The organism is Streptomyces sp. NPDC025793 (assembly GCF_055558375.1).
On record NZ_JBVHMR010000001.1, the window covers coordinates 634,722 to 657,410 of the forward strand.

26 protein-coding genes are annotated in these 22,689 nt (G+C 71.0%); 18 read left to right on the forward strand and 8 right to left on the reverse strand.

Features of this window, described 5'->3' with window-relative positions; translation table 11 throughout:
* Positions 1-31: 31 nt before the first annotated feature.
* Positions 32-2,119, reverse strand: coding sequence for a transketolase (tkt, locus tag ACZ4MF_RS03005; protein WP_467489202.1), 2,088 nt, complete (start codon positions 2,117-2,119; stop codon positions 32-34).
* A 403-nt stretch (positions 2,120-2,522) separates the two neighbouring features.
* Here tkt and ACZ4MF_RS03010 point away from each other — a divergent pair, with 403 nt between their 5' ends.
* The 4 genes from ACZ4MF_RS03010 (at position 2,523) to ACZ4MF_RS03025 (ending at position 5,841) form a co-directional block, all read left to right on the forward strand.
* Positions 2,523-3,479 (forward strand): heme o synthase, encoded by a 957-nt coding sequence (locus tag ACZ4MF_RS03010; RefSeq protein ID WP_467489482.1) that lies wholly within the window; start codon positions 2,523-2,525, stop codon positions 3,477-3,479.
* Positions 3,480-3,537: 58 nt separating this feature from the next.
* Positions 3,538-3,858 (forward strand): hypothetical protein, encoded by a 321-nt coding sequence (locus tag ACZ4MF_RS03015; protein ID WP_158919707.1) that lies wholly within the window; start codon positions 3,538-3,540, stop codon positions 3,856-3,858.
* 117 nt (positions 3,859-3,975) lie between these two features.
* Positions 3,976-5,082 carry an amidohydrolase family protein gene (locus tag ACZ4MF_RS03020; RefSeq protein WP_467489204.1) on the forward strand — a complete coding sequence of 369 codons (1,107 nt, stop codon included), beginning with the start codon at positions 3,976-3,978 and terminating at the stop codon, positions 5,080-5,082.
* An 18-nt stretch (positions 5,083-5,100) separates the two neighbouring features.
* Positions 5,101-5,841, forward strand: a complete 741-nt coding sequence (locus ACZ4MF_RS03025; protein WP_467489206.1) for a nucleotidyltransferase domain-containing protein — start codon at positions 5,101-5,103, stop codon at positions 5,839-5,841.
* Between the two features lie 57 nt (positions 5,842-5,898).
* Here the strand turns inward: ACZ4MF_RS03025 and ACZ4MF_RS03030 are convergent, their stop codons facing one another.
* From ACZ4MF_RS03030 to ACZ4MF_RS03045, 4 genes are all read right to left on the reverse strand, one after another.
* Entirely contained in the window at positions 5,899-6,909 is a 1,011-nt protein-coding gene (locus ACZ4MF_RS03030) for a COX15/CtaA family protein (RefSeq protein WP_467489208.1), read from the reverse strand.
* Positions 6,910-6,991: 82 nt separating this feature from the next.
* Entirely contained in the window at positions 6,992-7,771 is a 780-nt protein-coding gene (locus ACZ4MF_RS03035) for an ABC transporter permease (RefSeq protein WP_467489210.1), read from the reverse strand.
* Positions 7,768-8,691, reverse strand: a complete 924-nt coding sequence (locus ACZ4MF_RS03040) for an ABC transporter ATP-binding protein (RefSeq protein WP_467489212.1) — start codon at positions 8,689-8,691, stop codon at positions 7,768-7,770. Before ACZ4MF_RS03040 ends, ACZ4MF_RS03035 begins: the two co-directional genes overlap by 4 nt.
* A gap of 46 nt (positions 8,692-8,737) precedes the next feature.
* A complete protein-coding gene (locus tag ACZ4MF_RS03045; RefSeq protein WP_467489214.1) occupies positions 8,738-9,538 on the reverse strand; it encodes an AAC(3) family N-acetyltransferase in 801 nt (266 codons plus the stop codon).
* Positions 9,539-9,722: 184 nt separating this feature from the next.
* On the opposite strand from ACZ4MF_RS03045, the gene ACZ4MF_RS03050 reads away from it, so the two are divergent.
* Genes ACZ4MF_RS03050 through ACZ4MF_RS03085 form a run of 8 tightly spaced genes read left to right on the forward strand, consistent with a single transcriptional unit; the run spans position 9,723 to position 16,283 of the window.
* Positions 9,723-10,457, forward strand: a complete 735-nt coding sequence (locus ACZ4MF_RS03050) for a helix-turn-helix transcriptional regulator (RefSeq protein ID WP_071370874.1) — start codon at positions 9,723-9,725, stop codon at positions 10,455-10,457.
* A complete protein-coding gene (gene sufB / locus ACZ4MF_RS03055) occupies positions 10,454-11,875 on the forward strand; it encodes a Fe-S cluster assembly protein SufB (RefSeq protein WP_467489216.1) in 1,422 nt (473 codons plus the stop codon). Before ACZ4MF_RS03050 ends, sufB begins: the two co-directional genes overlap by 4 nt.
* 57 nt (positions 11,876-11,932) lie before the next feature.
* Positions 11,933-13,117, forward strand: coding sequence for a Fe-S cluster assembly protein SufD (gene sufD / locus ACZ4MF_RS03060; RefSeq protein ID WP_467489218.1), 1,185 nt, complete (start codon positions 11,933-11,935; stop codon positions 13,115-13,117).
* Positions 13,114-13,443: a non-heme iron oxygenase ferredoxin subunit gene (locus ACZ4MF_RS03065; protein WP_356036426.1), complete on the forward strand. Its 330-nt coding sequence runs from the start codon at positions 13,114-13,116 to the stop codon at positions 13,441-13,443. The genes sufD and ACZ4MF_RS03065 overlap by 4 nt, the downstream gene beginning before the upstream one ends.
* 7 nt (positions 13,444-13,450) lie before the next feature.
* Positions 13,451-14,215, forward strand: a complete 765-nt coding sequence (sufC, locus tag ACZ4MF_RS03070; RefSeq protein WP_356036429.1) for a Fe-S cluster assembly ATPase SufC — start codon at positions 13,451-13,453, stop codon at positions 14,213-14,215.
* Entirely contained in the window at positions 14,212-15,468 is a 1,257-nt protein-coding gene (locus ACZ4MF_RS03075) for a cysteine desulfurase (protein WP_467489221.1), read from the forward strand. The genes sufC and ACZ4MF_RS03075 overlap by 4 nt, the downstream gene beginning before the upstream one ends.
* Before the next feature lie 18 nt (positions 15,469-15,486).
* Positions 15,487-15,954, forward strand: coding sequence for a Fe-S cluster assembly sulfur transfer protein SufU (gene sufU, locus ACZ4MF_RS03080; RefSeq protein ID WP_356036434.1), 468 nt, complete (start codon positions 15,487-15,489; stop codon positions 15,952-15,954).
* Entirely contained in the window at positions 15,951-16,283 is a 333-nt protein-coding gene (locus ACZ4MF_RS03085) for a metal-sulfur cluster assembly factor (RefSeq protein ID WP_031166063.1), read from the forward strand. The genes sufU and ACZ4MF_RS03085 overlap by 4 nt, the downstream gene beginning before the upstream one ends.
* A gap of 61 nt (positions 16,284-16,344) precedes the next feature.
* Here the strand turns inward: ACZ4MF_RS03085 and ACZ4MF_RS03090 are convergent, their stop codons facing one another.
* On the reverse strand, positions 16,345-17,142 hold the full coding sequence (locus ACZ4MF_RS03090; RefSeq protein WP_467489224.1) for an AbfB domain-containing protein: 798 nt from the start codon (positions 17,140-17,142) through the stop codon (positions 16,345-16,347).
* Positions 17,143-17,248: 106 nt separating this feature from the next.
* Between ACZ4MF_RS03090 and ACZ4MF_RS03095 the strand changes: the two genes are divergently transcribed.
* The 3 genes from ACZ4MF_RS03095 to dapD all read left to right on the forward strand — a co-directional run bounded on the left by ACZ4MF_RS03095 (position 17,249) and on the right by dapD (position 19,165).
* Positions 17,249-17,572: a DMT family transporter gene (locus tag ACZ4MF_RS03095; RefSeq protein WP_467489226.1), complete on the forward strand. Its 324-nt coding sequence runs from the start codon at positions 17,249-17,251 to the stop codon at positions 17,570-17,572.
* Positions 17,572-18,105: a TetR/AcrR family transcriptional regulator gene (locus ACZ4MF_RS03100; protein ID WP_467489228.1), complete on the forward strand. Its 534-nt coding sequence runs from the start codon at positions 17,572-17,574 to the stop codon at positions 18,103-18,105. The genes ACZ4MF_RS03095 and ACZ4MF_RS03100 overlap by 1 nt, the downstream gene beginning before the upstream one ends.
* 73 nt (positions 18,106-18,178) lie before the next feature.
* The gene (dapD, locus tag ACZ4MF_RS03105) at positions 18,179-19,165 is read left to right on the forward strand and encodes a 2,3,4,5-tetrahydropyridine-2,6-dicarboxylate N-succinyltransferase (protein ID WP_467489230.1); all 987 of its coding nucleotides are present in this window, start codon (positions 18,179-18,181) and stop codon (positions 19,163-19,165) included.
* A 50-nt stretch (positions 19,166-19,215) separates the two neighbouring features.
* Here the strand turns inward: dapD and ACZ4MF_RS03110 are convergent, their stop codons facing one another.
* Positions 19,216-19,737: an HAD domain-containing protein gene (locus ACZ4MF_RS03110; RefSeq protein WP_467489232.1), complete on the reverse strand. Its 522-nt coding sequence runs from the start codon at positions 19,735-19,737 to the stop codon at positions 19,216-19,218.
* A 45-nt stretch (positions 19,738-19,782) separates the two neighbouring features.
* Positions 19,783-20,685 (reverse strand): 4-hydroxy-tetrahydrodipicolinate synthase, encoded by a 903-nt coding sequence (gene dapA / locus ACZ4MF_RS03115; protein ID WP_467489234.1) that lies wholly within the window; start codon positions 20,683-20,685, stop codon positions 19,783-19,785.
* A gap of 189 nt (positions 20,686-20,874) precedes the next feature.
* Between dapA and ACZ4MF_RS03120 the strand changes: the two genes are divergently transcribed.
* The 3 genes from ACZ4MF_RS03120 (at position 20,875) to ACZ4MF_RS03130 (ending at position 22,682) form a co-directional block, all read left to right on the forward strand.
* Positions 20,875-21,045, forward strand: coding sequence for a hypothetical protein (locus ACZ4MF_RS03120; RefSeq protein ID WP_467489236.1), 171 nt, complete (start codon positions 20,875-20,877; stop codon positions 21,043-21,045).
* On the forward strand, positions 21,042-21,725 hold the full coding sequence (locus tag ACZ4MF_RS03125; RefSeq protein WP_467489238.1) for a hypothetical protein: 684 nt from the start codon (positions 21,042-21,044) through the stop codon (positions 21,723-21,725). Before ACZ4MF_RS03120 ends, ACZ4MF_RS03125 begins: the two co-directional genes overlap by 4 nt.
* A 309-nt stretch (positions 21,726-22,034) precedes the next feature.
* Positions 22,035-22,682 (forward strand): ArsR/SmtB family transcription factor, encoded by a 648-nt coding sequence (locus ACZ4MF_RS03130; protein ID WP_467489240.1) that lies wholly within the window; start codon positions 22,035-22,037, stop codon positions 22,680-22,682.
* The last annotated feature ends 7 nt before the right edge of the window (positions 22,683-22,689 follow it).

Here is a 22,689-nt window from a genome sequence, read left to right on the forward strand (position 1 = left end):
AATTACATCTCCTACATGTCGTATATGAGCGTCAGCGCTGGGCGGCGGCGAGGGATTCCCGGGCCTTCGCGGCCACGTTCTCGGCAGTGAAGCCGAACTCGCGGAAGAGCACCTTGCCGTCGGCGGAAGCACCGAAGTGCTCCAGGGAAACGATGCGGCCGGCGTCCCCGACGTACTTGTGCCACGTGAGACCGATACCCGCCTCGACCGACACGCGGGCCCTGACCGACGGCGGCAGGACGGAGTCCTTGTACGCCTGGTCCTGCTCCTCGAACCACTCCACGGACGGCATCGACACCACGCGCGTGGGGACACCGTCGGCCTGGAGCCGCTCACGCGCCTCGACGGCCACGTGCACCTCGGAACCGGTGGCGATCAGGATCACCTGCGGGGTGCCGCCGTCCGCCTCGAAGAGGACGTAACCACCCTTCGCCGCATCCTCGTTGGGCTCGTACGTCGGCACGCCCTGGCGGGTGAGGGCGAAGCCGTGCGGCTGACCCTTGCCGAACTCCTTGGTGTAGCGCTTGAGGATCTCGCGCCACGCGATCGCGGTCTCGTTGGCGTCGGCCGGGCGGACGACGTTCAGGCCCGGGATGGCACGCAGCGAGGCCAGGTGCTCCACCGGCTGGTGGGTCGGGCCGTCCTCGCCGAGGCCGATGGAGTCGTGCGTCCACACGAACGTCACCGGCAGGTGCATCAGCGCCGACAGACGCACGGCGTTGCGCATGTAGTCGGAGAAGACGAGGAACGTGCCGCCGTAGATACGGGTGTTGCCGTGCAGGGCGATGCCGTTCATCTCCGCGCCCATGGAGTGCTCGCGGATGCCGTAGTGGACGGTGCGGCCGTAGGGGTTGGCCTCCGGCAGCGGGTTGCCCTCGGGCAGGAACGAGCTGTCCTTGTCGATGGTCGTGTTGTTCGACCCCGCGAGGTCGGCGGAGCCGCCCCACAGCTCGGGGATGACCGCGCCGAGCGCCTGCAGCACCTTGCCGGACGCGGCACGCGTCGCGACGCCCTTGCCGGGCTCGAAGACCGGCAGCTTGTCCTCCCAGCCGGCGGGCAGCTCGCCCTTGCTGATGCGGTCGAACTCGGCGGCCCGCTCGGCGTTGTCGTCGCGCCACACCTGGAGCGACTTCTCCCACTCGGCCTTCGCCTGCGCACCGCGCTCCAGCGCCTTGCGGGTGTGGGCGATGACCTCGTCCGCGACCTCGAAGCTCTTCTCGGGGTCGAAGCCGAGGACGCGCTTGGTGGCCGCGACCTCCTCGTCGCCCAGCGCCGAGCCGTGTGCGGCCTCGGTGTTCTGCGCGTTCGGGGCCGGCCAGGCGATGATCGAGCGCATCGCGATGAACGACGGCCGGTCGGTGACGGCCTTGGCCTTCTGGACCGCGTCGTAGATGGCGGCCGGGTCCAGGTCGCCGTTGTCCTGGGCCTCCACGCGCTGCACGTGCCAGCCGTAGGCCTCGTAGCGCTTCACGGTGTCCTCGGACACGGCCGTCTCGGTGTCGCCCTCGATCGAGATGTGGTTGTCGTCCCACAGCAGGATCAGGTTGCCGAGCTTCTGGTGGCCGGCCAGCGAGGACGCCTCGGCGGAGATGCCCTCCTGGAGGCAGCCGTCACCGGCGATGCAGTAGACGAAGTGGTCGAACGGGGACTCGCCCTGCGGCGCCTCGGGGTCGAACAGACCGCGCTCGTAGCGGGCGGCCATCGCCATGCCCACCGCGTTGGCGACACCCTGGCCCAGCGGACCGGTCGTGGTCTCCACGCCCTTGGTGTGCCCGTACTCCGGGTGGCCCGGGGTCTTGGAACCCCACGTCCTGAAGGCCTTCAGATCGTCCAGCTCCAGGCCGAAGCCGGCCAGGTACAGCTGGGTGTAGAGGGTCAGGGACGAGTGGCCGGCGGACAGCACGAAACGGTCGCGGCCGACCCACTCGGGGTCGGCCGGGTCGTGCCGCATCACCTTCTGGAAGAGGGTGTACGCGGCCGGAGCCAGGCTCATCGCCGTACCGGGATGGCCGTTGCCGACCTTCTGTACGGCGTCGGCGGCCAGGACACGGGCGGTGTCGACGGCCCGCTGGTCCAGCTCGGTCCACTCAAGGTCTGTGGTGGTCGGCTTGGTGCTCACCCTGGGTCAGGGCTCCTCTCCACATGTCGGTCGCCGGTCTGTCGCGGCATGCGCCCACCCGGCTTCCGGCGGGCTTGCCGCCCACCGGACGCTGTCGAGCCTACCCTCGCGAAGACGTGCGTTTTTTCGACTCATTCCAGACTGCCGGGAGTCCGTGCGATCCGCCTCCCGACTGGCCGAGACGGCATTTGGCACATGAATACGGAGCCGGTCATCTGAGCGCTCAATCGAGGGGTGGGTCCCCTCTTATGGGGGCCCTTCGGGAGGCCTCTTATGAGGGGCCGCCAACACGACCCCACCCCCGCGAAGGCCGGGGTATGGGCAACGTCTAAAGTGGCGTGGTACGCGCGAGCCTTTACCGGGACTTCACAGGGGGAGGCTTGCTGGGATGTCTCTGTCAGGGGTGTGCGTGACGGCCGTCGAATCACGTCCAGCGGGCGTGCTGGGTGGTGCGAGCCAGGGCCCGGTTCACCGGCCGTTCGGGGCCCGTGTCAAGGCGTTCGTGGCTCTGACCAAGCCGAGGATCATCGAGCTGCTGCTCATCACCACTGTTCCGGTGATGTTCCTGGCGCAGAAGGGCGTGCCGGACCTCGGTCTGGTCCTGCTCACCTGCGTCGGCGGCTACCTGTCGGCGGGCGGCGCCAACGCGCTGAACATGTACATCGACCGCGACATCGACGCCCTCATGGACCGCACCTCGCAGCGGCCGCTGGTGACCGGCATGGTCAGCCCGCGCGAGTGCCTCACCTTCGGCATCACCCTGGCGGTCGTCTCGACGCTGCTGTTCGGGCTCACCGTCAACTGGCTGAGCGCCTGGCTCTCCCTCGGCGCACTCCTCTTCTACGTCGTCGTCTACACGATGATCCTCAAGCGGCGCACGTCGCAGAACATCGTGTGGGGCGGCATCGCCGGCTGCCTGCCGGTGCTGATCGGCTGGTCCTCGGTCACGAACTCGATGTCCTGGGCGCCGGTCATCCTCTTCCTCGTCATGTTCTTCTGGACCCCGCCGCACTACTGGCCGCTGTCCATGAAGGTCAAGGAGGACTACGCGCGCGTGGGCGTGCCGATGCTCCCCGTCATCGCGTCCAACAAGGTCGTCGCCCGGCAGATCGTCATCTACAGCTGGGTGATGGTCGCCGTCTCCCTCCTGCTGACCCCGCTCGGCTACACCGGCTGGTTCTACACGGTGGTCGCCCTCGCGGCCGGCGGCTTCTGGCTCTGGGAGGCGCACGGCCTGCAGAACCGGGCGAAGGCCGAGGTGACCGGCGGGAAGCTGAAGGAGATGCGGCTCTTCCACTGGTCGATCACCTACGTGTCGATCCTCTTCGTCGCGGTCGCGGTGGACCCCTTCCTGCGCTGACGCACGTCACAACGGCCCGCTCTCGCCAGTCGATCTACTCGTGAGTAGCATCGGGGTCATGGCAGACACGCAGCAGGTTGACGCGCGGGCCGAGCGCAAGGTGTCCCGGCTCGCCCACCAGATCAGCGCCTTCGCCAAGGCACACGGCGGGGCCGAGGGCCAGGTGGCCCACATCGGCGAACGCGGCGCCCGCATCGTCCTGGTCGGCGAGGACGGCGGCTGGGGCGACCTGGTGGCCCCCAGCACCGAGATCGCCGAGAAGGCCGTCGAGAAGTCCGGCATCACCGTCCACGAGTCCTTCGACGGCGAATTCGCGGCCAAGGTGAAGACGGGCCCGTACGAGTGGAAGAGGATGGCGGGCATTCAGATCGGGGGTTGACCACATACGGTCCGAAGCCGCCGAATAACCCGCAGTCCCGGGCTGTTCCGCGACCTCGATACCCGTTCCCCCGTTAGGACGTGCAAGGCAGCGCACGTCTTCACGGGGGAGTCCCGGATGATCGAAACGCCGTCCCTGGTGGACCAGTACTGCCACGGAGTGCTCCGCACGGAACTGGGCCTCGGCACCTTCGAGGCCCAACTCGCCCGCACCGAGGGCCCGCCCGCGGCCGGCACCACCCTCTTCGACACCCAGACGGGCTTCGCCGTACGGCGCTGGTGCCCGCCCCTGCTCGGCCTCGAACCCCACTGCGCGCCCGCCCGCTATCTGGCCCGGCGCCGGGAACTGGGCGTCCTGGAAGCGGGCCGGCGGCTGCTGCGCGGCAGCGGCATCACCACCTACCTCGTCGACACCGGCCTGCCCGGCGACCTCACCGGCCCGGCCGAGCTGGCCTCCGCCGGATTCGCCGAGGCCCACGAGATCGTCCGGCTGGAGCTGCTCGCCGAGCAGGTCGCCGACACCTCCGGCACCGTCGAGTCCTTCCTCGCCAACCTCGCCGAGTCCGTGCACGGCGCCGCCGCGCACGCCGTCGCCTTCACCTCCGTCGCCGGCCTGCGCCACGGCCTCGCCCTCGCGCCAGAGCCGCCGGGGCCGGGGGAGGTGCGGGGCGCGGCGGGCCGCTGGCTGGCCGGGCGCCCGGTCGGCGGTGCGCTGCGCGACCCCGTACTGCTGCGGCACCTGCTGTGGATCGCCGTCGCCTCCGGACGGCCCCTGCAACTGCACGCGGGACTCGGCGAGCCCGGCTCCCGCATCGACCGCACCGACCCGGTGCTGCTCACCGACTTCGTGCGGGCCACGGCGGGCCTCGGCACCGATCTGATCCTGCTGCACGGCTATCCGTACCACCGGCACGCCGCCCATCTGGCCGGTGTCTTCGCGCACGTCTACACCGACTCCGGCGCCGCGCTCGTGCGCACCGGGGCCCGGGCCGCCACCGTCCTCGCCGAGATCCTGGAGCTGGCCCCCTTCGGCAAGATCCTCTTCTCCACCGGCGCCCACGGCCTGCCCGAGCTGCACGTCGTCGGGGCCCGGCTGTTCCGCGAGGCGCTGGGCCAGGTCCTGGGCGGCTGGGTCGGCGAGGGCGCGTGGTGCCTGGAGGACGCCCAGCGGGTGGCCCGGATGGTCGCGTCGGACAACGCGCGCCGGGTGTACAGGCTGGGCTGAACTGCTCAGACTGAGCGGATGCGGACGCGATCCCTGCTCGCCCGGTTCCTCGCCGACCTGACCCCCCTGCGCCCCCGGGCCGTCTGGGCGCACGGCTCACTGGCCGGCGGCGACTACCAGGAGGGCCGCAGCGACCTGGACCTCATCGCCGTACTGCCGGACGCGGTGGACCTCACGACCGTACGGCGGGTCGTGGCGTTGCACCGGCGCCTGCGCACGGAACCGCTCGCCGCCAAGCTGCACTGCAGCTATCCGACCCCGGCCACCCTGGACGATCCGGACCGGTCCCACCTCACCTGGGCGCACCGGCGGGTGATGCGCCGCCCGGTCACCCCCGTCACCCGGCGCGAGCTGCACGACTTCGGCCGGGTGCTGCACGGGGAGACACCGGCCGCCCTGCTGCCGCCGGTGCCGCAGCGGCAGCTGACCGCCTTCGTCGTCCGCGACCAGCGGGACTTCTGGCGGCCCCATGTCGACAGGGCCCGGTTGTGGAAGCAGGACGTCTGGGTCGACCTGGGTCTGGTGACCTTCGCCCGCGCCACCGTGACCCTGCGGGACGGGCGGCTGATCTCGAAGCGGGAGGCGCTCGCCGAACTCCCCCCGCTCGGCGCCCCGGCCGAGGTCGTCGAGGACATCACCCGAAGGCGGTACGACGCGGCCGCCCCCACGGCGGACGACGCGTGGCTCACCCGCCGCGCCGAGTTGACCCGTGCCTACCTCGCCCCGGCGATCGACACCCTGGTCACGACGTACGGATGACGCACGCGCGCGTGCCGCCGAAAACCGCACCACGCGCGCGTACCGATGGAAAACGCGCTACGCGCGCGTGCCCACCGTCACCTCGGCGGCCGGGCCGGGCAGGTCCACGGCGGCATCCGCACGCTCCCGCAGCGCCAGCAGGACGCGCAGGACGCCGATCCACACGAGGCAGGAGCCGAGCATGTGGAGGCCGACGAGCAGCTCGGGCAGGTGGGTGAAGTACTGGACGTAGCCGATGACGCCCTGGCCCAGGAGGATCAGGAACAGGTCCCGGGTGCGGTGCAGCGGGCCCTTCGGCGCGTCGACCGCCTTGAGGACGAACCACAGTGCGAAGGTGAGCGTGACCACGATCCAGGCGAGCACGGCGTGCAGCTTGGCGACGGTCTCCCAGTCGATCGGGATGCGCTTGACGTCGCTGGAGTCGCCCGCGTGCGGGCCCGCGCCCGTCACCACCGTACCGGCCGCGATCAGCAGGCCGGAGGCGACGGCGAGGAACCACACCAGCTGCTGCACGGCCTTGCCGACCAGCGGCCGGGGCGCGCCGTCGCCCTCGCGGGTGCGCTGCCACATCACCGCGGCGACCGTCATCAGAACAGTGGCCAGCAGGAAGTGCGCCGCGACCGTGTACGGGTTGAGGCCGACGAGCACCACGATGCCGCCCAGCACCGCGTTGCTCATCACGAGCCAGAACTGCGCCCAGCCCAACCGGGTCAGGCTGCGCCGGTACGGCTTCTCGGAGCGCGCGGCGATGATCGCCCAGCCGACCGCCGCGCACAGCACGTACGTCAGCATGCGGTTGCCGAACTCGATGGCGCTGTGATAGCTCAGCGCGGTCGTCGGCGTCAGCGAGCCGTCGGTGCACTCGGGCCAGGTCGGGCAGCCGAGGCCCGAGCCGGTCAGGCGCACGGCACCGCCGGTGACGACGATGACCACCGACATGACGAGCGCGGCGAGCGCCGCCCGCTGCACGGTCCGGGGTTCCGGCGTCCAGCGTGCGGCGATGAAGGCGAGCGGGTTGCGCAGGGCGGCTACGGCGTCGGCGCGGGTCAGCTTGGGCACGGGCACCATGGTAGGACGCCGCTTGTGCACGCTTTCACGAGGGTCGGCCCCCATGCGTGCGTGCAGGTCGCTGCGCGACTCACGGCCCGGCTCACTCCCAGCGGAAGAGCTTTCCGGCCGCGGCCAGCCCCACGACCGCCCATACGGCGAGGATCCCGAGGTCGCCCCACGGCACGCCGGCCCCGTGCTGGAGCACGTCCCGAAGACCGCCCGACAGCGCCGAGATCGGCAGCAGCCCGAGCACGTGCTGCCCGGCCGAGCCGAACTTGTCCAGCGGGACGATGACCCCGCCGCCGACGAGCAGCAGCAGGAATACCAGGTTGGCCGCGGCCAGGGTGGCCTCCGCCTTCAGCGTGCCCGCCATCAGCAGGCCGAGCCCGGAGAACGCGGCGGTGCCGAGGACGAGGAGGAGCAGGACGGCGGCCGGGTTGCCGTGCGGGTGCCAGCCCAGCGCGAACGCGATCACCGTCAGCAGGATGACCTGGAGGACCTCGGTGACCAGCACCGACGCCGTCTTGGCGGCCATCAGCCCCCAGCGGGGCAGCGGCGAGGAGGCGAGCCGCTTGAGCACGCCGTAGCGGCGCTCGAAGCCGGTCGCGATGGCCTGCCCGGTGAACGCGGTCGACATCACGGCGAGGGCCAGGATGCCGGGCGCGAGGAAGTCGACGGCCTTGCCCTTGCCGGTGTCGACGATGTCCACGGAGCTGAACAGCACCAGCAGCAGGGTCGGGATGACGACCGTCAGCAGCAGCTGCTCGCCGTTGCGCAGCAGCATCCTGGTCTCCAGCGCCGCCTGGGCCCCGATCATGCGGGGGAGCGGTGCCGCACCCGGCTCGGGGGTGTAGGTACCGGTACCGGTGGCGGTCGTCATGAGCGCAGCTCCTTGCCCGTGAGCTCCAGAAAGACGTCTTCGAGCGTGTGCCGTTCGACCGAGATCCGGTCCGGCATCACCCCGTGCTGGGCGCACCACGAGGCCACCGTGGCCAGCAGCTGCGGGTCGACCTTGCCGACGACCCGGTAGGCGCCCGGGGTCAGCTCGGCGGCGGTGCAGCCGTCCGGGAGGGCCTTGAGCAGGGAGCCGACGTCGAGGCCGGGGCGGCCGGTGAAGCGCAGGGTGTTCTCGGCGCCGCCCCTGCACAGCTCCTCGGGGGAGCCCTGGGCGATGACCCTGCCGCCGTCGATGATCGCCACGTCGTCGGCGAGCTGCTCGGCCTCTTCCATGTGATGCGTGGTGAGGATCACCGAGACGCCGTCGGCGCGCAGGTCCTTCACCAGGTCCCAGGTGGCCCGGCGGGCCTGCGGGTCGAGGCCGGCCGTGGGCTCGTCCAGGAAGACCAGCTCCGGGCGCCCGACGACGGCCATGGCGAGTGCGAGACGCTGCTGCTGGCCGCCCGAGAGCCGGCGGTAGCTCGTCCGTCCGCAACTGCCCAGCCCCAGCCGCTCGATCAGCGCGTCCACGTCCAGCGGATGCGCGTGCAGCCTGGCGACGTGCCGCAGCATCTCGTCGGCCCGCGCGCCGGAGTAGACGCCGCCGGACTGGAGCATCACGCCGATACGGGGACGCAGCTCGGCGGAGTGCCGCACCGGGTCGAGGCCCAGGACGCGCACCGTGCCGGCATCCGGCTTCCGGTACCCCTCGCAGGTCTCGACCGTGGTCGTCTTCCCCGCTCCGTTGGGACCGAGGACGGCGGTCACACCCGCCCGGGCCACCAGGTCGAGGCCGTCCACCGCGGTCTTCGTGCCGTACCGCTTCACCAGGGCCTGGACCTGGACCACAGGGTCACTTCGCATGGATCCAGAGTCTAGGGAGAGCGCGGGGCGCCGCGGAGCCGGGGTGCTAGAACTCCTCCGCACGGGGCCGGTGCAGCGGCAGCCAGCGCTCGGCGTAGGCCACGGCGTCCGCCACCGGGAACAGCCGTACGTCCGCCGCGCCCGCCTTGCCCCGTACGACGTCCCGGTCCCGCTCGAAGTCGTGCCCCAGCTCGTCGAAGCGGTCCGAGGTGATCGAGACCTCGGTCACGGTCTCCCAGCCGCCGCCGGGCGCGGGCCGGCCGACGGCCACGCGGGGCGCGGGTATGCGGTACTCGGCGAGGTGGAAGCTCGTGCAGGCCTCGTATCCGGCGCCCAGCAGCAGGACCCGGGCACCCCGTTTCTCCAGGCGGGCCAGCGGGCTGCGCTCGCCGAGGCGGCAGTCGGGCGCGTGGCCGTCGGTGATCTCGCGCGCGTGCGGGCCCACGGCCGCGAAGGACGTCTGCGGGTGGGCGCTGCGCAGCGCGCCGGGCCAGGTCCGCACGGTCTCCGGGATCACCCCGACCCCGCGCGTGGGCGTGATCAGCGGGTCGTAGGCGGGCATGGTGGCCCGGATCCGGTCCCACCACTGCGCGGGCACCGGCGGGTTCGACCACACCGCCGGGTCGGACAGATCGCCGGTCTGCGTCGGGACGACGAGCGTGCCGGCCGGGCCGAGGGCGTCGAGCAGGCCCTGCACGACGGCGACCGCGCCTCCGTTGACCCAGCCGAGCGCGCTGAGCGAGGAGTGGACGAGGAGGATCTCGCCGGGTTCGACGCCGAGCAGCCGCAGCTGGGCGGCGAGGGTGTCGCGGGTGACGAGCGGGCCGGTCGGAGCGGGAGTCGGCATGGTGTGTGAGTCTTCCGGACGGACTCGCGCGGCGCCACCGAATTGCCTGTTCAGCACCCCCGGAGACGATCGATCAAAGATCGTTTGCGCAGGTCGGATTAGGTATGCCTAAGTGATGCAGGGCACCGTCCGGTGATCCGGACGGCGCTTGTCAGGCCCCGCGGAATTACGCAACAATGGCGTTGTGAAAAACGTCGACGAGGCTCGGGAGACCCCTCTGGGGGCCCCGCAGGAGGAACTCGCGACCGGTGAGCGCTCCACGCGCAACCGCGTCGCCCGCTCCATCCTGGACCACGGCCCGTCGACCGTCGCCGAGCTGGCCGGCCGGCTGGGGCTGACCCAGGCCGCCGTCCGGCGCCACCTGGACGCCCTCGTCGCCGACGACGTCGTGGAGGCGCGCGAGCAGCGGGTGTACGGCACCCGCACGCGTGGCCGCCCCGCCAAGGTCTTCGCGCTCACCGACTGCGGCCGCGACGCCTTCGACCAGTCGTACGACAAGCTGGCCGCCGACGCGCTGCGCTGGATCGCCGAGCAGGGCGGTGGCCCCGAGGCCGTCGCCGCGTTCGCCCGCGCGCGGATCACCGCCCAGGCGAGCGCCTACCGCAGGGCGATCGAGGCGGTCACGCCCGACAAGCGCGCCGAAGCACTGGCCAAGGCCCTGAGCGTGGACGGGTACGCTGCAACGGCGCGCACCGCACCGGTCGGCGAGCAGCTGTGCCAGCACCACTGCCCGGTCGCCCACGTCGCGGAGCAGTTCCCCCAGCTGTGCGAGGCGGAGACGGAGATCTTCGCCGAGCTGCTGGGAACCCACGTCCAGCGACTGGCGACCATCGCGCACGGCGACGGCGTCTGCACGACGTTCATTCCCAAGATTTCCACTGACGCACCTGCAAGCACGGCCGGGAGGAACCCCGCATGACTCTCCCCATGGAGACTGCCCACCCTGAGCTCGAAGGCCTGGGCAAGTACGAATACGGCTGGGCCGACTCCGACGTGGCCGGTGCGTCCGCGCGCCGTGGCCTGAACGAGGACGTCGTCCGGGACATCTCCGGCAAGAAGTCCGAGCCGGAGTGGATGACCAAGCTCCGCCTCAAGGGTCTGAAGCTGTTCGAGAAGAAGCCGATGCCCAACTGGGGCTCGGACCTCTCGGGCATCGACTTCGACAACATCAAGTACTTCGTGCGCTCCACGGAGAAGCAGGCGGAGTCCTGGGAGGACCTGCCCGAGGACATCAAGAACACCTACGACAAGCTGGGCATCCCGGAGGCCGAGAAGCAGCGCCTCGTCGCCGGTGTCGCCGCCCAGTACGAGTCGGAGGTCGTCTACCACCAGATCCGCGAGGACCTGGAGGAGCAGGGCGTCATCTTCCTCGACACCGACACCGCGCTGAAGGAGCACCCGGAGCTCTTCAAGGAGTACTTCGGCACGGTCATCCCCGCCGGTGACAACAAGTTCGCGTCACTGAACACCGCCGTCTGGTCGGGCGGCTCCTTCATCTACGTCCCGCCGGGTGTCCACGTCGAGATCCCGCTCCAGGCCTACTTCCGCATCAACACGGAGAACATGGGCCAGTTCGAGCGGACCCTGATCATCGTCGACGAGGGTGCCTACGTGCACTACGTCGAGGGCTGCACCGCCCCGATCTACAAGTCGGACTCGCTGCACTCCGCGGTCGTCGAGATCATCGTCAAGAAGAACGCCCGCTGCCGCTACACGACCATCCAGAACTGGTCGAACAACGTCTACAACCTGGTCACCAAGCGCGCCGTGGCCTACGAGGGCGCGACCATGGAGTGGATCGACGGCAACATCGGCTCCAAGGTGACGATGAAGTACCCGGCCGTCTACCTGATGGGCGAGCACGCCAAGGGCGAGACCCTCTCCATCGCCTTCGCGGGCGAGGGCCAGCACCAGGACGCCGGCTCCAAGATGGTCCACATGGCGCCGAACACGTCGTCCAACATCGTCTCCAAGTCCGTGGCGCGTGGCGGCGGCCGCACGTCCTACCGCGGTCTCGTCGAGATCGGCGAGGGCGCCGCCGGATCCAAGTCCAACGTGCTGTGCGACGCGCTGCTCGTCGACACCATCTCCCGCTCGGACACGTACCCCTACGTGGACGTCCGCGAGGACGACGTGTCGATGGGCCACGAGGCGACCGTCTCCAAGGTCTCCGAGGACCAGCTCTTCTACCTGATGAGCCGCGGTCTCACCGAGTTCGAGGCGATGGCGATGATCGTGCGCGGCTTCGTCGAGCCGATCGCCAAGGAGCTGCCCATGGAGTACGCCCTCGAACTCAACCGGCTGATCGAGCTCCAGATGGAAGGCGCGGTCGGCTGAGCGCCAACCGCCCACCCCATCAAGCCACTTACGCAAGAAAGCGAGCAGACCGCAGCCATGGCTGAGGCTCAGAACATCCCCGTGGGCTCCACCACCGCGGGCCAGATCGCGGTGGCCGCCGAGTCGACGGTCGCCACGCGCATGAGCGCGCCCCCGTCCTTCGACGTGGCGGACTTCCCGGTCCCGCACGGCCGCGAGGAGGAGTGGCGGTTCACCCCGCTGGAGCGGCTGCGCGGGCTGCACGACGGCACCGCCGTCGTCACCGGCGCGGGCGTGAAGGTCGTCGTGGAGGCCCCCGAGGGCGTCACCGTCGAGACCGTCGACCGCGACGACGCCCGGATCGGCAGGGCGGGCACCCCGGTGGACCGTGTCGCCGCCCAGGCGTACTCGGCGTTCGAGAAGGCCGGCGTGGTCACCGTCCCCAAGGAGACGGTGCTCAGCGAGCCGATCCGCATCGCCGTGCACGGCGAGGGCGGGGTCGCCTACGGCCACCAGGTCGTCGAGCTGGGAGCCTTCGCCGAGGCCGTCGTCGTCATCGACCACACCGGTGACGCGGTCCTCGCCGCCAACGTCGACTACGTCCTGGGCGACGGCGCCAAGCTGACCGTCGTCTCGGTGCAGGACTGGGACGACAAGGCCGTGCACGTGGCCCAGCACAACGCCCTCGTCGGGCGCGACGCGAGCTTCAAGTCGGTCGTCGTCACCTTCGGCGGCGACGTCGTCCGCCTGCACCCGCGCGTCGCGTACGCCGGCACCGGCGGCGAGGCCGAGCTGCTCGGGCTGTACTTCACGGACGCCGGCCAGCACCAGGAGCACCGCCTCCTGGTCGACCACAACGTCCCGCACTGCAAGTCCAACGTCGTCTACAAGGGCGCGCTCCAGGGCGACGAGGCGCACGCGGTGTGGATCGGCGACGTGCTCATCGAGGCCGCGGCCGAGGGCACGGACACCTACGAGATGAACCGCAACCTGGTCCTCACGGACGGCGCGCGCGTCGACTCGGTGCCGAACCTGGAGATCGAGACCGGCGAGATCGTCGGCGCCGGCCACGCCTCCGCCACCGGCCGCTTCGACGACGAGCAGCTCTTCTACCTGATGGCCCGCGGCATCCCGGAGCACGAGGCCCGCCGCCTCGTGGTCCGCGGCTTCTTCGCCGAGCTGGTCCAGCAGATCGGTGTCGCCGACATCGAGGAGCGCCTGCTCGCCAAGATCGAGGAGGAGCTGGAGGCGTCGGTCGCATGACAGCTTCGTCCACGTTCGTCCGCGCCTGTGCGCTCAGCGAGCTGGAGACGGACACCCCGAAGCGGGTGGAACTCGACGGCACGCCGGTCTCGGTCGTCAAGACCGACGGCGAGGTCTTCGCGATCTACGACATCTGCTCGCACGCGAACGTCTCCCTCTCCGAGGGCGAGGTGGAGGACTGCCAGATCGAGTGCTGGCTGCACGGCTCCTCCTTCGACCTCCGCACCGGCAAGCCGTCCGGCCTCCCCGCGACGCGCCCCGTCCCCGTATACCCCGTAAAGATCGAAGGGGACGACGTTCTCGTCTCCCTCACCCAGGAGTCCTGAGGCACCCATGGCAACGCTTGAAATCCGAGACCTGCACGTCACCGTCGAGGCCGACAACGCCACGAAGGAGATCCTCAAGGGCGTCGACCTCACCGTGAAGCAGGGCGAGACGCACGCCATCATGGGCCCCAACGGCTCCGGCAAGTCGACTCTCGCCTACTCCCTCGCGGGTCACCCGAAGTACACGGTCACCAGCGGCACCGTGCTGCTCGACGGCGAGGACGTCCTGGAGATGTCCGTCGACGAGCGCGCCCGCGCGGGCCTGTTCCTGGCGATGCAGTACCCGGTCGAGGTCCCCGGCGTCTCGGTCTCCAACTTCCTGCGCACCTCCGCCACCGCCGTCCGCGGCGAGGCCCCCAAGCTGCGCACCTGGGTGAAGGAGGTCAAGGAGGCCATGGAGCGCCTCAACATGGACCCGGCCTTCGCCGAGCGCAACGTCAACGAGGGCTTCTCCGGCGGTGAGAAGAAGCGCCACGAGATCCTCCAGCTCGAACTGCTCAAGCCGAAGGTCGCGATCCTCGACGAGACCGACTCCGGCCTCGACGTCGACGCGCTCCGCATCGTCTCCGAGGGCGTCAACCGCGTCCGCGAGACCGGCGAGGTCGGCACCCTGCTGATCACGCACTACACGCGCATCCTGCGCTACATCAAGCCCGACTTCGTCCACGTCTTCTCCGGCGGCCGGATCGTCGAGTCCGGCGGTGCCGAGCTCGCCGACAAGCTGGAGGACGAGGGCTACGAGGCGTACACGAAGGGTGGCGTATCCGCGTGACACAGCTGCCGGGCCTCCTCGACACCGAGGCGATCCGCAAGGACTTCCCCGTGCTGGACCGTGTGGTCCACGACGGCAAGAAGCTCGTGTACCTGGACAACGCGGCGACCTCGCAGAAGCCGCGCCAGGTGCTGGACGCCCTGAGCGAGTACTACGAGCGCTACAACGCCAACGTCCACCGCGGTGTGCATGTGCTCGCCGAGGAGGCCACGGCGCTGTACGAGGGCGCGCGCGACAAGGTCGCCGAGTTCATCAACGCGCCCAGCCGCGACGAGGTGATCTTCACCAAGAACGCCTCCGAGTCGCTGAACCTCGTGGCGAACATGCTGGGCTGGGCCGACGAGCCCTACCGCGTGGACCACGAGACCGAGATCGTGATCACGGAGATGGAGCACCACTCCAACATCGTGCCGTGGCAGCTGCTCGCGCAGCGCACGGGCGCGAAGCTGAAGTGGTTCGGCCTGACGGACGACGGCCGTCTCGACCTCTCGAACATCAACGAGATCATCACCGAGAAGACGAAGATCGTCTCCTTCGTGCTGGTGTCGAACATCCTGGGCACCGTCAACCCGGTCGAGGCGATAGTGCGCCGCGCCCAGGAGGTCGGCGCGCTGGTCTGCATCGACGCCTCCCAGGCCGCCCCGCACATGCCGCTGGACGTGCAGGCCCTCCAGGCCGACTTCGTGGCCTTCACCGGCCACAAGATGTGCGGCCCGACCGGCATCGGCGTCCTGTGGGGCCGCCAGGAGCTGCTGGAGGACCTGCCTCCGTTCCTGGGCGGCGGCGAGATGATCGAGACGGTGTCGATGCACTCCTCGACCTACGCTCCCGCTCCCCACAAGTTCGAGGCGGGCACGCCCCCGATCGCCCAGGCGGTCGGTCTGGGCGCGGCGATCGACTACCTCAACTCCATCGGCATGGACAAGATCCTCGCCCATGAGCACGCGCTCACCGAGTACGCGGTCAAGCGCCTCGCCGAGGTCCCGGACCTGAGGATCATCGGCCCGACCACGGCCGAGGACCGGGGCGCGGCGATCTCCTTCACGCTCGGCGACATCCACCCGCACGACGTGGGCCAGGTCCTCGACGAGCAGGGCATCGCGGTCCGCGTCGGCCACCACTGCGCGCGCCCCGTCTGCCTGCGCTACGGAATTCCTGCGACCACGCGAGCGTCGTTCTATCTGTACTCCACGCCGGCCGAGATCGACGCACTGGTCGACGGCTTGGAGCACGTACGGAACTTCTTCGGCTGAGAGGCGTGAGCTGAGACCGTGAAGCTGGATTCGATGTACCAGGAAGTCATCCTGGACCACTACAAGAACCCGCACGGGCGTGGTCTTCGGGATGGCGACGCCGAGGTGCACCACGTGAACCCGACGTGCGGCGACGAGATCACCCTTCGCGTGAAGTACGACGGCACGACGATCAAGGACGTGTCGTACGAGGGCCAGGGCTGCTCCATCAGCCAGGCGAGCGCGTCGGTCCTCAACGAACTCCTCGTCGGCAGGGAACTGGCCGAGGCGCAGAAGATCCAGGAGACCTTCCTGGAGCTGATGCAGTCCAAGGGCAGGATCGAGCCCGACGACGCCATGGAGGAGGTCCTGGAGGACGCGGTCGCGTTCGCGGGCGTCTCCAAGTACCCCGCGCGGGTCAAGTGCGCCCTCCTGAGCTGGATGGCGTGGAAGGACGCGACGGCCCAGGCGCTGGGTGGCGCCGAAGCCGAAAGGAAGACGGCATGAGCGAGACCGCTGAGATGAAGCCGGCCTCGGAGGAAGAACTCCGCGAGGCGCTGTACGACGTCGTCGACCCCGAGCTGGGCATCGACGTCGTCAACCTCGGCCTGATCTACGGCATCCACATCGACGACGCCAACATCGCGACGATCGACATGACCCTGACCTCGGCGGCCTGCCCGCTGACCGACGTCATCGAGGACCAGGCCAAGTCCGCCACGGACGGCCTCGTCAACGAGCTGCGCATCAACTGGGTCTGGATGCCGCCGTGGGGCCCCGACAAGATCACCGACGACGGCCGCGAGCAGCTGCGGGCGCTGGGGTTCAACGTCTGACGTCACACCGTGTGCGTGAAGCGGCGGCACCCGACGCGGGTGCCGCCGTTCTTTCGTGCGGTCAGGCCGGTGCGTCCACGAGCAGGAACGCCGAGTCCGCCCGGTACAGATCGGTGTTCTGGTACGGGTCCAGTTTCAGCCGGAAGTTCTGGTGGCGCAGGAAGCGGCCGGGGTAGTTGACCGACTCCAGCATGGTCGCGCCGGCGTAGGGGGACGGGCGGGGGCAGAAGGTGGCGTCCTGGCGGAACAGGGCGGTGCCGTCGTCCTGTTCCGCGCGCAGCAGGAAGTTCCGGTGGCGGAGGTAGCCGCCGTCCGAGGTCGTGAACGAGTAACAGGAGCTGTCCGCGAGGCCCTTGACGACCGTGAAGGTCGCGGCGCCGCGGTCGGCGGCGGGGACGACGGGGTCGAGGTTCACGTAGTCACCGCTGATGTGCCAGTAGCGGTCCGGGTAGTTGGCGGAGCGGACGGAGGTCCCCCTCGCGGCCGGCTGCGGCGGATGCTGTGAACTGCCGTGATGGGGCGGGGACTTGGCGGGGGACGCCGGTGGTTCGGCGGAGGGGGAGACGGCCGCCTGCGGGGCCGTCGAGGGCGCGGTGCCCGTGCCCTTCGGCGGTGAGGCCGTGCGCGTCGACGGGGAGGCGAAGGAGAGCAGCCCCGGACCGTGGTCGGTCGGCGCCCCGGCGGCAGCCGGGGCCGTCGCCGGACCGGGATCCGTGCCGTCCACGGCTATGGCCGTCACGCAGGCGACGACCGTCGCGAGTGCCAGCGCGCCGGCCAGCCAGAGTCTTCGGGTGCCAGGGGTCCGGGAGATGTCGGCGCTCCAGCCGTTCTCCCAGGGGCGGGGGGTGTGGTCGGGCATGAGCCCGCACATTAGTGGCCCGTGGGCCCCTAGTGAGCGGTTTCTGTGAAAGTGGAACTTTCTCGTTGTGTACGTCCGTACGCATATGTTGTGTACGCTCGTACACATGGGATATCTCTTGCTCGCCGGCGCCATAGCCGCCGAGGTCGCCGCGACGACGGCGATGAAGTACAGCGCGGGGTTCAGCCGGCTGTGGCCCTCGCTCGTGACGACGCTGGGCTACGTCGTCTCCTTCGCGCTGCTCGCCCAGACGCTGAAGACCGTGCAGATCGGCACCGCGTACGCGATCTGGTCCGGGGTGGGCACCGCGACCATCGCCGTCCTCGGGCTGCTGCTGTTCGGGGAGGGGCTGAGCGCCGCCAAGGTCGCCGGAATCCTGCTGATCATCGGGGGCGTGGTCGTGCTGAACCTCGGCGGGGCGAGCCACTGATGGCCCGGCGCTACGACCCCGAGCGGCGCCAGCGGATCATCGACGCCGCGATCCGCGTGGTCGGCCGGGACGGCATCGCCGGGCTGAGCCACCGCAGCGTCGCCGCCGAGGCGGACGTGCCGCTCGGCTCCACGACGTACCACTTCGCCACCCTCGAAGAGCTGATGGTGGCCGCGCTGCGGCAGGCCAACGAGGGCTTCGGCCGCAGGCTCGCCGAGCGGCTGCCGGAGGCCGGCCAGGGGGATCTCGCCGCCGAACTGGCCGCCGAGCTCGGTGCGTGGCTGGGCGGCGAGCGCAGCGGCGTGGAGCTGGAGTACGAGCTGTATCTGGCCGCGCTGCGGCGCCCGGCGCTGCGTCCCGTCGCCGCCGAGTGGACCGAGGACGCGGCCGCCCTGCTCGCCCGGCGCACCGACCCGGTCACCGCCCGCGCGCTGCTCGCGCTGATGGACGGCATCTGTCTCCAGGTGCTGCTGACCGGCGGTTCGTACGACGAGGAGTACGCGCGCACCGCGCTCGCCCGTCTGATCCCCTGAAGCCGTGCCCGGCACGTGAGACGCCCCGGTGCCGGTTCGCCTCCGCGAGGCCGCTCACGTTAGGTTTTGGTACATGACCGACACCGCTTCCCGCACCATCGGCGCCGTCGCCGCCGGCCTCGCCACGATCGCCTCCGACGGCACCGTCCTCGACACCTGGTTCCCGGCCCCCGAACTGGTCGAGCAGCCCGGCCCGGCCGGCACCGAGCGGCTCACCGCCGAGCAGGCGGCACAGCTGCTGGGCGACGGCGCGGCCAAGGCGGTCGGCCCGGACGCCCGCCGGGGCGTCGAGGTGGTCGCGGTCCGCACGGTCATCGCCTCGCTGGACGAGAAGCCGATCGACGCGCACGACACCTACCTGCGCCTGCACCTGCTCTCGCACCGTCTGGTCAAGCCGCACGGCCAGAGCCTGGACGGCATCTTCGGCCACCTCGCCAACGTCGCCTGGACCTCGCTCGGCCCGGTCGCCGTGGACGACATCGAGAAGGTGCGCCTGAACGCCCGCGCCGAGGGCCTGCACCTCCAGGTCACCTCGATCGACAAGTTCCCGCGCATGACGGACTACGTCGCCCCGAAGGGCGTCCGCATCGCCGACGCCGACCGGGTCCGCCTCGGCGCGCACCTGGCCGAGGGCACCACGGTCATGCACGAGGGCTTCGTCAACTTCAACGCCGGCACGCTCGGCACCTCGATGGTCGAGGGCCGCATCTCCGCCGGTGTCGTGGTCGGCAACGGCTCGGACATCGGCGGCGGCGCCTCCACCATGGGCACCCTGTCCGGCGGCGGCAACGTGATCATCTCCATCGGCGAGCGCTGCCTCATCGGCGCCGAGGCGGGCGTGGGCATCGCGCTCGGCGACGAGTGCGTGGTCGAGGCCGGCCTCTACGTCACCGCGGGCACCCGGGTCACCATGCCCGACGGCCAGATCATCAAGGCCCGCGAGCTGAACGGCGCCTCCAACATCCTCTTCCGCCGCAACTCCGTCACCGGCGTGGTCGAGGCCCGCCCGAACAACGCGGTCTGGGGCGGCCTGAACGACATCCTGCACAGCCACAACTGACGCGCGCAGTTCCGGCAGCGCCCTTCACCGTCCGGTGAGGGGCGCTTCCGTCAGGCGCCGGTCTCTCCTGTGCCGACGCCCGCCGCGAACTCCCGCAGCACCGCGAAGTCGCCCTCCCGCAGGCCGACCCGCGGATCGACGTGGTGCAGCAGGGCCGGACCGGGGTGACGGGCCCTGACGTACAGCGTGTCCGCCGGGTTCTGCTCGTCGTCCACCCAGGCGAACGGCCGGCCCCCGGCGTACGCCACGATCGCCTCCGTCTTCCAGTGGACGCCGTCCGGGCGCTCGGCGAACAGGCCGTGGCCGAAGTCGACGTACGGCAGATCGGCGGGCAGGCCGACGACCGGCGCGATCCACACGTTGGCCTCCGCCATCCAGCTCGTCGCCCAGACCAGTTCGTAGCCGAGCCGCAGCAGCGCCGGGCCGTGGGCCGGGTTCAGCCAGACCCGCAGGGGCCGCCGGTAGGCGAGGGGCACCCGGATGGTCGTGTAGCCCGCGGGCCGGCGTTCCGGCTTCGCCGCGTACGGGTTCAGGGGGCCGTCGATGTCCAGGAACAGCAGGGGGCGGCTCACGGGGACACCGTACGGCAGTCCCCGGCCGGGTCCGCCGGGGACTGATCAGGCCGCCGCCAGCTCCTCGTACCGTGCCAGCAGCCCGTCGGCGGTCTCCCGGCCGGCGGGCAGCAGCGGGGGGCGGACCGGCCCCGCGGGCAGGCCGAGCCGGGCGAGGAGGGCCTTGGCGGTGACCGTGCCCGGCAGGCCCGCGCCCATCATCGCCTCGATCAACGGCGTGGCGCGCAGCTGGAGTTCGCGCGCCCGCGCGGTGTCGCCCGCGTCGAAGGCGTCGAGGATCGCCGCGATGTGGCCGGGGACGGCGTTGCCGACCGTGCTCACACAGCCCGCCGCGCCGATCGCGTACAGCGCCAGCACATGCTCGTCGCAGCCCGCGTAGTACGCCAACTCCGTGCGGGCCAGCACCTTCTGGGTGCCGAGGAAGTCGTAGGAACAGTCCTTGACCGCCACGATCCGCGGGTGCGCGGCCACCCGGATCATCGTGTCCGGCTCGATCCGGGTGCCGGTGCGGCCCGGGATGTCGTAGAGCATCACGGGCAGCCCGCTCGCGTCGGCGACCTGGCGGAAGTGCGCCTCGACCGCTTCCTGCGGGGGCCGGCTGTAGTACGGCGTCACCACCAGTACCCCGTCGGCGCCCGCCTTCTGCGCCCCGAGCGCCAACTCGACGGTGTGCCGGGTGTCGGCGCTGCCGACGCCCGCGACCAGGGCCACCCGGTCGCCGACCGCGTCCCGTACGGCCGTGACCAGCTCCGCCTTCTCGGCGTCCGAAGTGGTGGGCGACTCGCCCGTGGTGCCGTTCAGCACCAGGCCGTCGCAGCCCTCGGCCACCAGGCGCACGGCCAGACTCCGGGCACCGTCCAGATCGAGGGCGCCCGCCTCGGTGAACGGCGTGATCATCGCGCAGAGGGTGCGGCCGAAAGGCCGGGCGGTGTCGCGTGTGCTCGTCATGGGAGTAGTCTCGGCAGCGCGAAGGCGTAGCTCTACTTAATTCTTCTAAGGGATATTTCTAAGTATCTCTGATGAGTGGGGTGTGCGGCCGAAGGCGCGGTGTCCAACTCGGGCCCTCATGGGTCACTATGGCCGAAGGGGCACAGTGACGTCCGTCAGTCCGTCCGTCAGTCCGTCATGGGAGGCACCATGAAGCTCGGCAAGGCACTGGCCACCGGGGTCGCCGAGGAGCGACCGCTCGTCGGCGAGGAAGAGATCCCGCTCCCCGAGGACACCGCCACCGCCACCGGCACCGCCACCGCCACCGTCCACGTCGAACCGGCCGAGCCGGCCCGCGAAGAGGTCCCGGCCGCCCGATGAGACTGCGGCTCCCGGCGGAACGCCCGACGGAGCCGCCGACCGGATACAAGATCGCCCACCCGGTGCTGTCCCAGGACGGCACCCGGGCCGGGTTCACCGGGGTGTCGCTCGGCGGCGCGCTGCCGTACGGCGTGCTCGACGACGCCTCCTGTGTCTACGGCCGACGGCACCGCCCGCCCGCGCGGCTGTGCGACTGCGGCTTCCACTGCGTCCACGACCGCGAGGCCGCCGAGGCCATGCTGTGCACCGCCGAGCACCGCACCGCGCTCCTGCTGGAGATCACCGTGCTCGGCGCCTACATCCGCTTCGAGCGCGGATTCCGCTACGCCCGCCAGCGGGTGCGCACGGTCGCCGCCGGTCCCTGCGCCTGCGGGGCCGGGGCCGTCGCGCTCGCCGACGCCGGCTGGGGCCGCCCCGGCTGGCTCGCCCTCGTCCCCGTCTGCGCCGGTTGTGTGCGCGGGCGTACGTCCGTCTCGCTCGCCGGGTTCGCGCGGCTGGCCGGGGAGGGGCTGAAGGTCGTGGCGCGCGGCGGCGCTGCAGCGCTCCCGGCGCTCGCCCCGGCGTCCGGCGCGGAGCCGGGCGTGCCCGAACTCGTCGCCGAGGCCGCGCTGTTGCAGGCACGCCTGGACTGGTTCCAGACCCAGCTCGCCCGGCTCGGCGAACAGGGGGACGCCCCCTAGGGCTTGTCGTCACATTCCCGCCTGCCGGGCGGGGGCTGGCACGCGCTTCCCCGGAGGGGGCACCCCCAGCCGCGTTGTCGTCGGTCGCCGACTTCCCCGCGCTCGGCTTCGCTCGGGCGGGAGGGGCCCCATCGCGTCGGCTCCCTCCTCCGCCGTGCAGCCGCACGCACCGGACGCCGCGCGGCCCGCCCTTCGGGCGGACGTCGGGAAGGTGACGACAGGCCCCAGCCGTCAGATGCCGTGCGCCGCCCTCTCGCCGAAAACTCGATCCGTCTGGACAAAAAAAGTTTTCGGTGCGAGGGTGGACGCATGCTGGACGTGACCGTGATCGAGGACCCCGAGGCGGCGGCTGTGTCGCTGGACCCCGTGCGGGCCCGGCTGCTCGCCGAGCTGGCCGCCGAGCCCGCGTCGGCCGCGATGCTGGCCGGCAAGGTCGGACTGCCCCGGCAGAAGGTGAACTACCACCTCAAGGCGCTGGAGCGGCACGGCCTGGTCGAACTGGCCGGAGAGCGCCGCAAGGGCAATGTCACCGAGCGGGTGATGCGCGCGACCGCCGCGTCGTACGTCATCTCGCCGGCCGCCCTGCCCGCCGTGCAGCCGGACCCGGAGCGCTTCCGGGACCAGCTGTCCGCGCGCTGGCTGCTCGCGCTCGGCGCGCGTCTGGTGCGGGACGTCGGCGCGCTGATCACCGGCGCCGCCAAGGCCCGGCAGCAGCTGGCGACCTACGCCCTGGACGGCGAGGTCCGCTTCGCCTCCGCCGCCGACCGTGCGGCCTTCGTGCAGGAGCTGACGGCGGGCGTGAGCGCCCTCGTCCGCAAGTACGACGCCCCGGGCGCCGAGGGCGGCCGGGACCACCGGATCGTCGTCGCCCTCCATCCCGCGCTCAAGGCCCCCGCGCTCAAGGCCCCCACGGTCAAGGACCCCACGGTCAAGGACCAGCCCCCTACAGAGAGTTGAGCAGGAG

Coding starts and splice junctions, on each gene's coding strand:
- ACZ4MF_RS03015 (WP_158919707.1), top strand. CDS start 3,538: ATGGCAGACACGCAGCAGGTTGACGCGCGGGCCGAGCGCAAGGTGTCC.
- ACZ4MF_RS03020 (WP_467489204.1), top strand. CDS start 3,976: ATGATCGAAACGCCGTCCCTGGTGGACCAGTACTGCCACGGAGTGCTC.
- dapD (WP_467489230.1), top strand. CDS start 18,179: ATGACCGACACCGCTTCCCGCACCATCGGCGCCGTCGCCGCCGGCCTC.
- ACZ4MF_RS03120 (WP_467489236.1), top strand. CDS start 20,875: ATGAAGCTCGGCAAGGCACTGGCCACCGGGGTCGCCGAGGAGCGACCG.
- ACZ4MF_RS03100 (WP_467489228.1), top strand. CDS start 17,572: ATGGCCCGGCGCTACGACCCCGAGCGGCGCCAGCGGATCATCGACGCC.
- sufB (WP_467489216.1), top strand. CDS start 10,454: ATGACTCTCCCCATGGAGACTGCCCACCCTGAGCTCGAAGGCCTGGGC.
- ACZ4MF_RS03125 (WP_467489238.1), top strand. CDS start 21,042: ATGAGACTGCGGCTCCCGGCGGAACGCCCGACGGAGCCGCCGACCGGA.
- ACZ4MF_RS03040 (WP_467489212.1), bottom strand. CDS start 8,691: ATGCGAAGTGACCCTGTGGTCCAGGTCCAGGCCCTGGTGAAGCGGTAC.
- ACZ4MF_RS03035 (WP_467489210.1), bottom strand. CDS start 7,771: ATGACGACCGCCACCGGTACCGGTACCTACACCCCCGAGCCGGGTGCG.
- ACZ4MF_RS03130 (WP_467489240.1), top strand. CDS start 22,035: ATGCTGGACGTGACCGTGATCGAGGACCCCGAGGCGGCGGCTGTGTCG.
- ACZ4MF_RS03085 (WP_031166063.1), top strand. CDS start 15,951: ATGAGCGAGACCGCTGAGATGAAGCCGGCCTCGGAGGAAGAACTCCGC.
- dapA (WP_467489234.1), bottom strand. CDS start 20,685: ATGACGAGCACACGCGACACCGCCCGGCCTTTCGGCCGCACCCTCTGC.
- ACZ4MF_RS03095 (WP_467489226.1), top strand. CDS start 17,249: ATGGGATATCTCTTGCTCGCCGGCGCCATAGCCGCCGAGGTCGCCGCG.
- ACZ4MF_RS03025 (WP_467489206.1), top strand. CDS start 5,101: ATGCGGACGCGATCCCTGCTCGCCCGGTTCCTCGCCGACCTGACCCCC.
- ACZ4MF_RS03030 (WP_467489208.1), bottom strand. CDS start 6,909: ATGGTGCCCGTGCCCAAGCTGACCCGCGCCGACGCCGTAGCCGCCCTG.
- ACZ4MF_RS03045 (WP_467489214.1), bottom strand. CDS start 9,538: ATGCCGACTCCCGCTCCGACCGGCCCGCTCGTCACCCGCGACACCCTC.
- ACZ4MF_RS03090 (WP_467489224.1), bottom strand. CDS start 17,142: ATGCCCGACCACACCCCCCGCCCCTGGGAGAACGGCTGGAGCGCCGAC.
- sufD (WP_467489218.1), top strand. CDS start 11,933: ATGGCTGAGGCTCAGAACATCCCCGTGGGCTCCACCACCGCGGGCCAG.
- sufC (WP_356036429.1), top strand. CDS start 13,451: ATGGCAACGCTTGAAATCCGAGACCTGCACGTCACCGTCGAGGCCGAC.
- ACZ4MF_RS03065 (WP_356036426.1), top strand. CDS start 13,114: ATGACAGCTTCGTCCACGTTCGTCCGCGCCTGTGCGCTCAGCGAGCTG.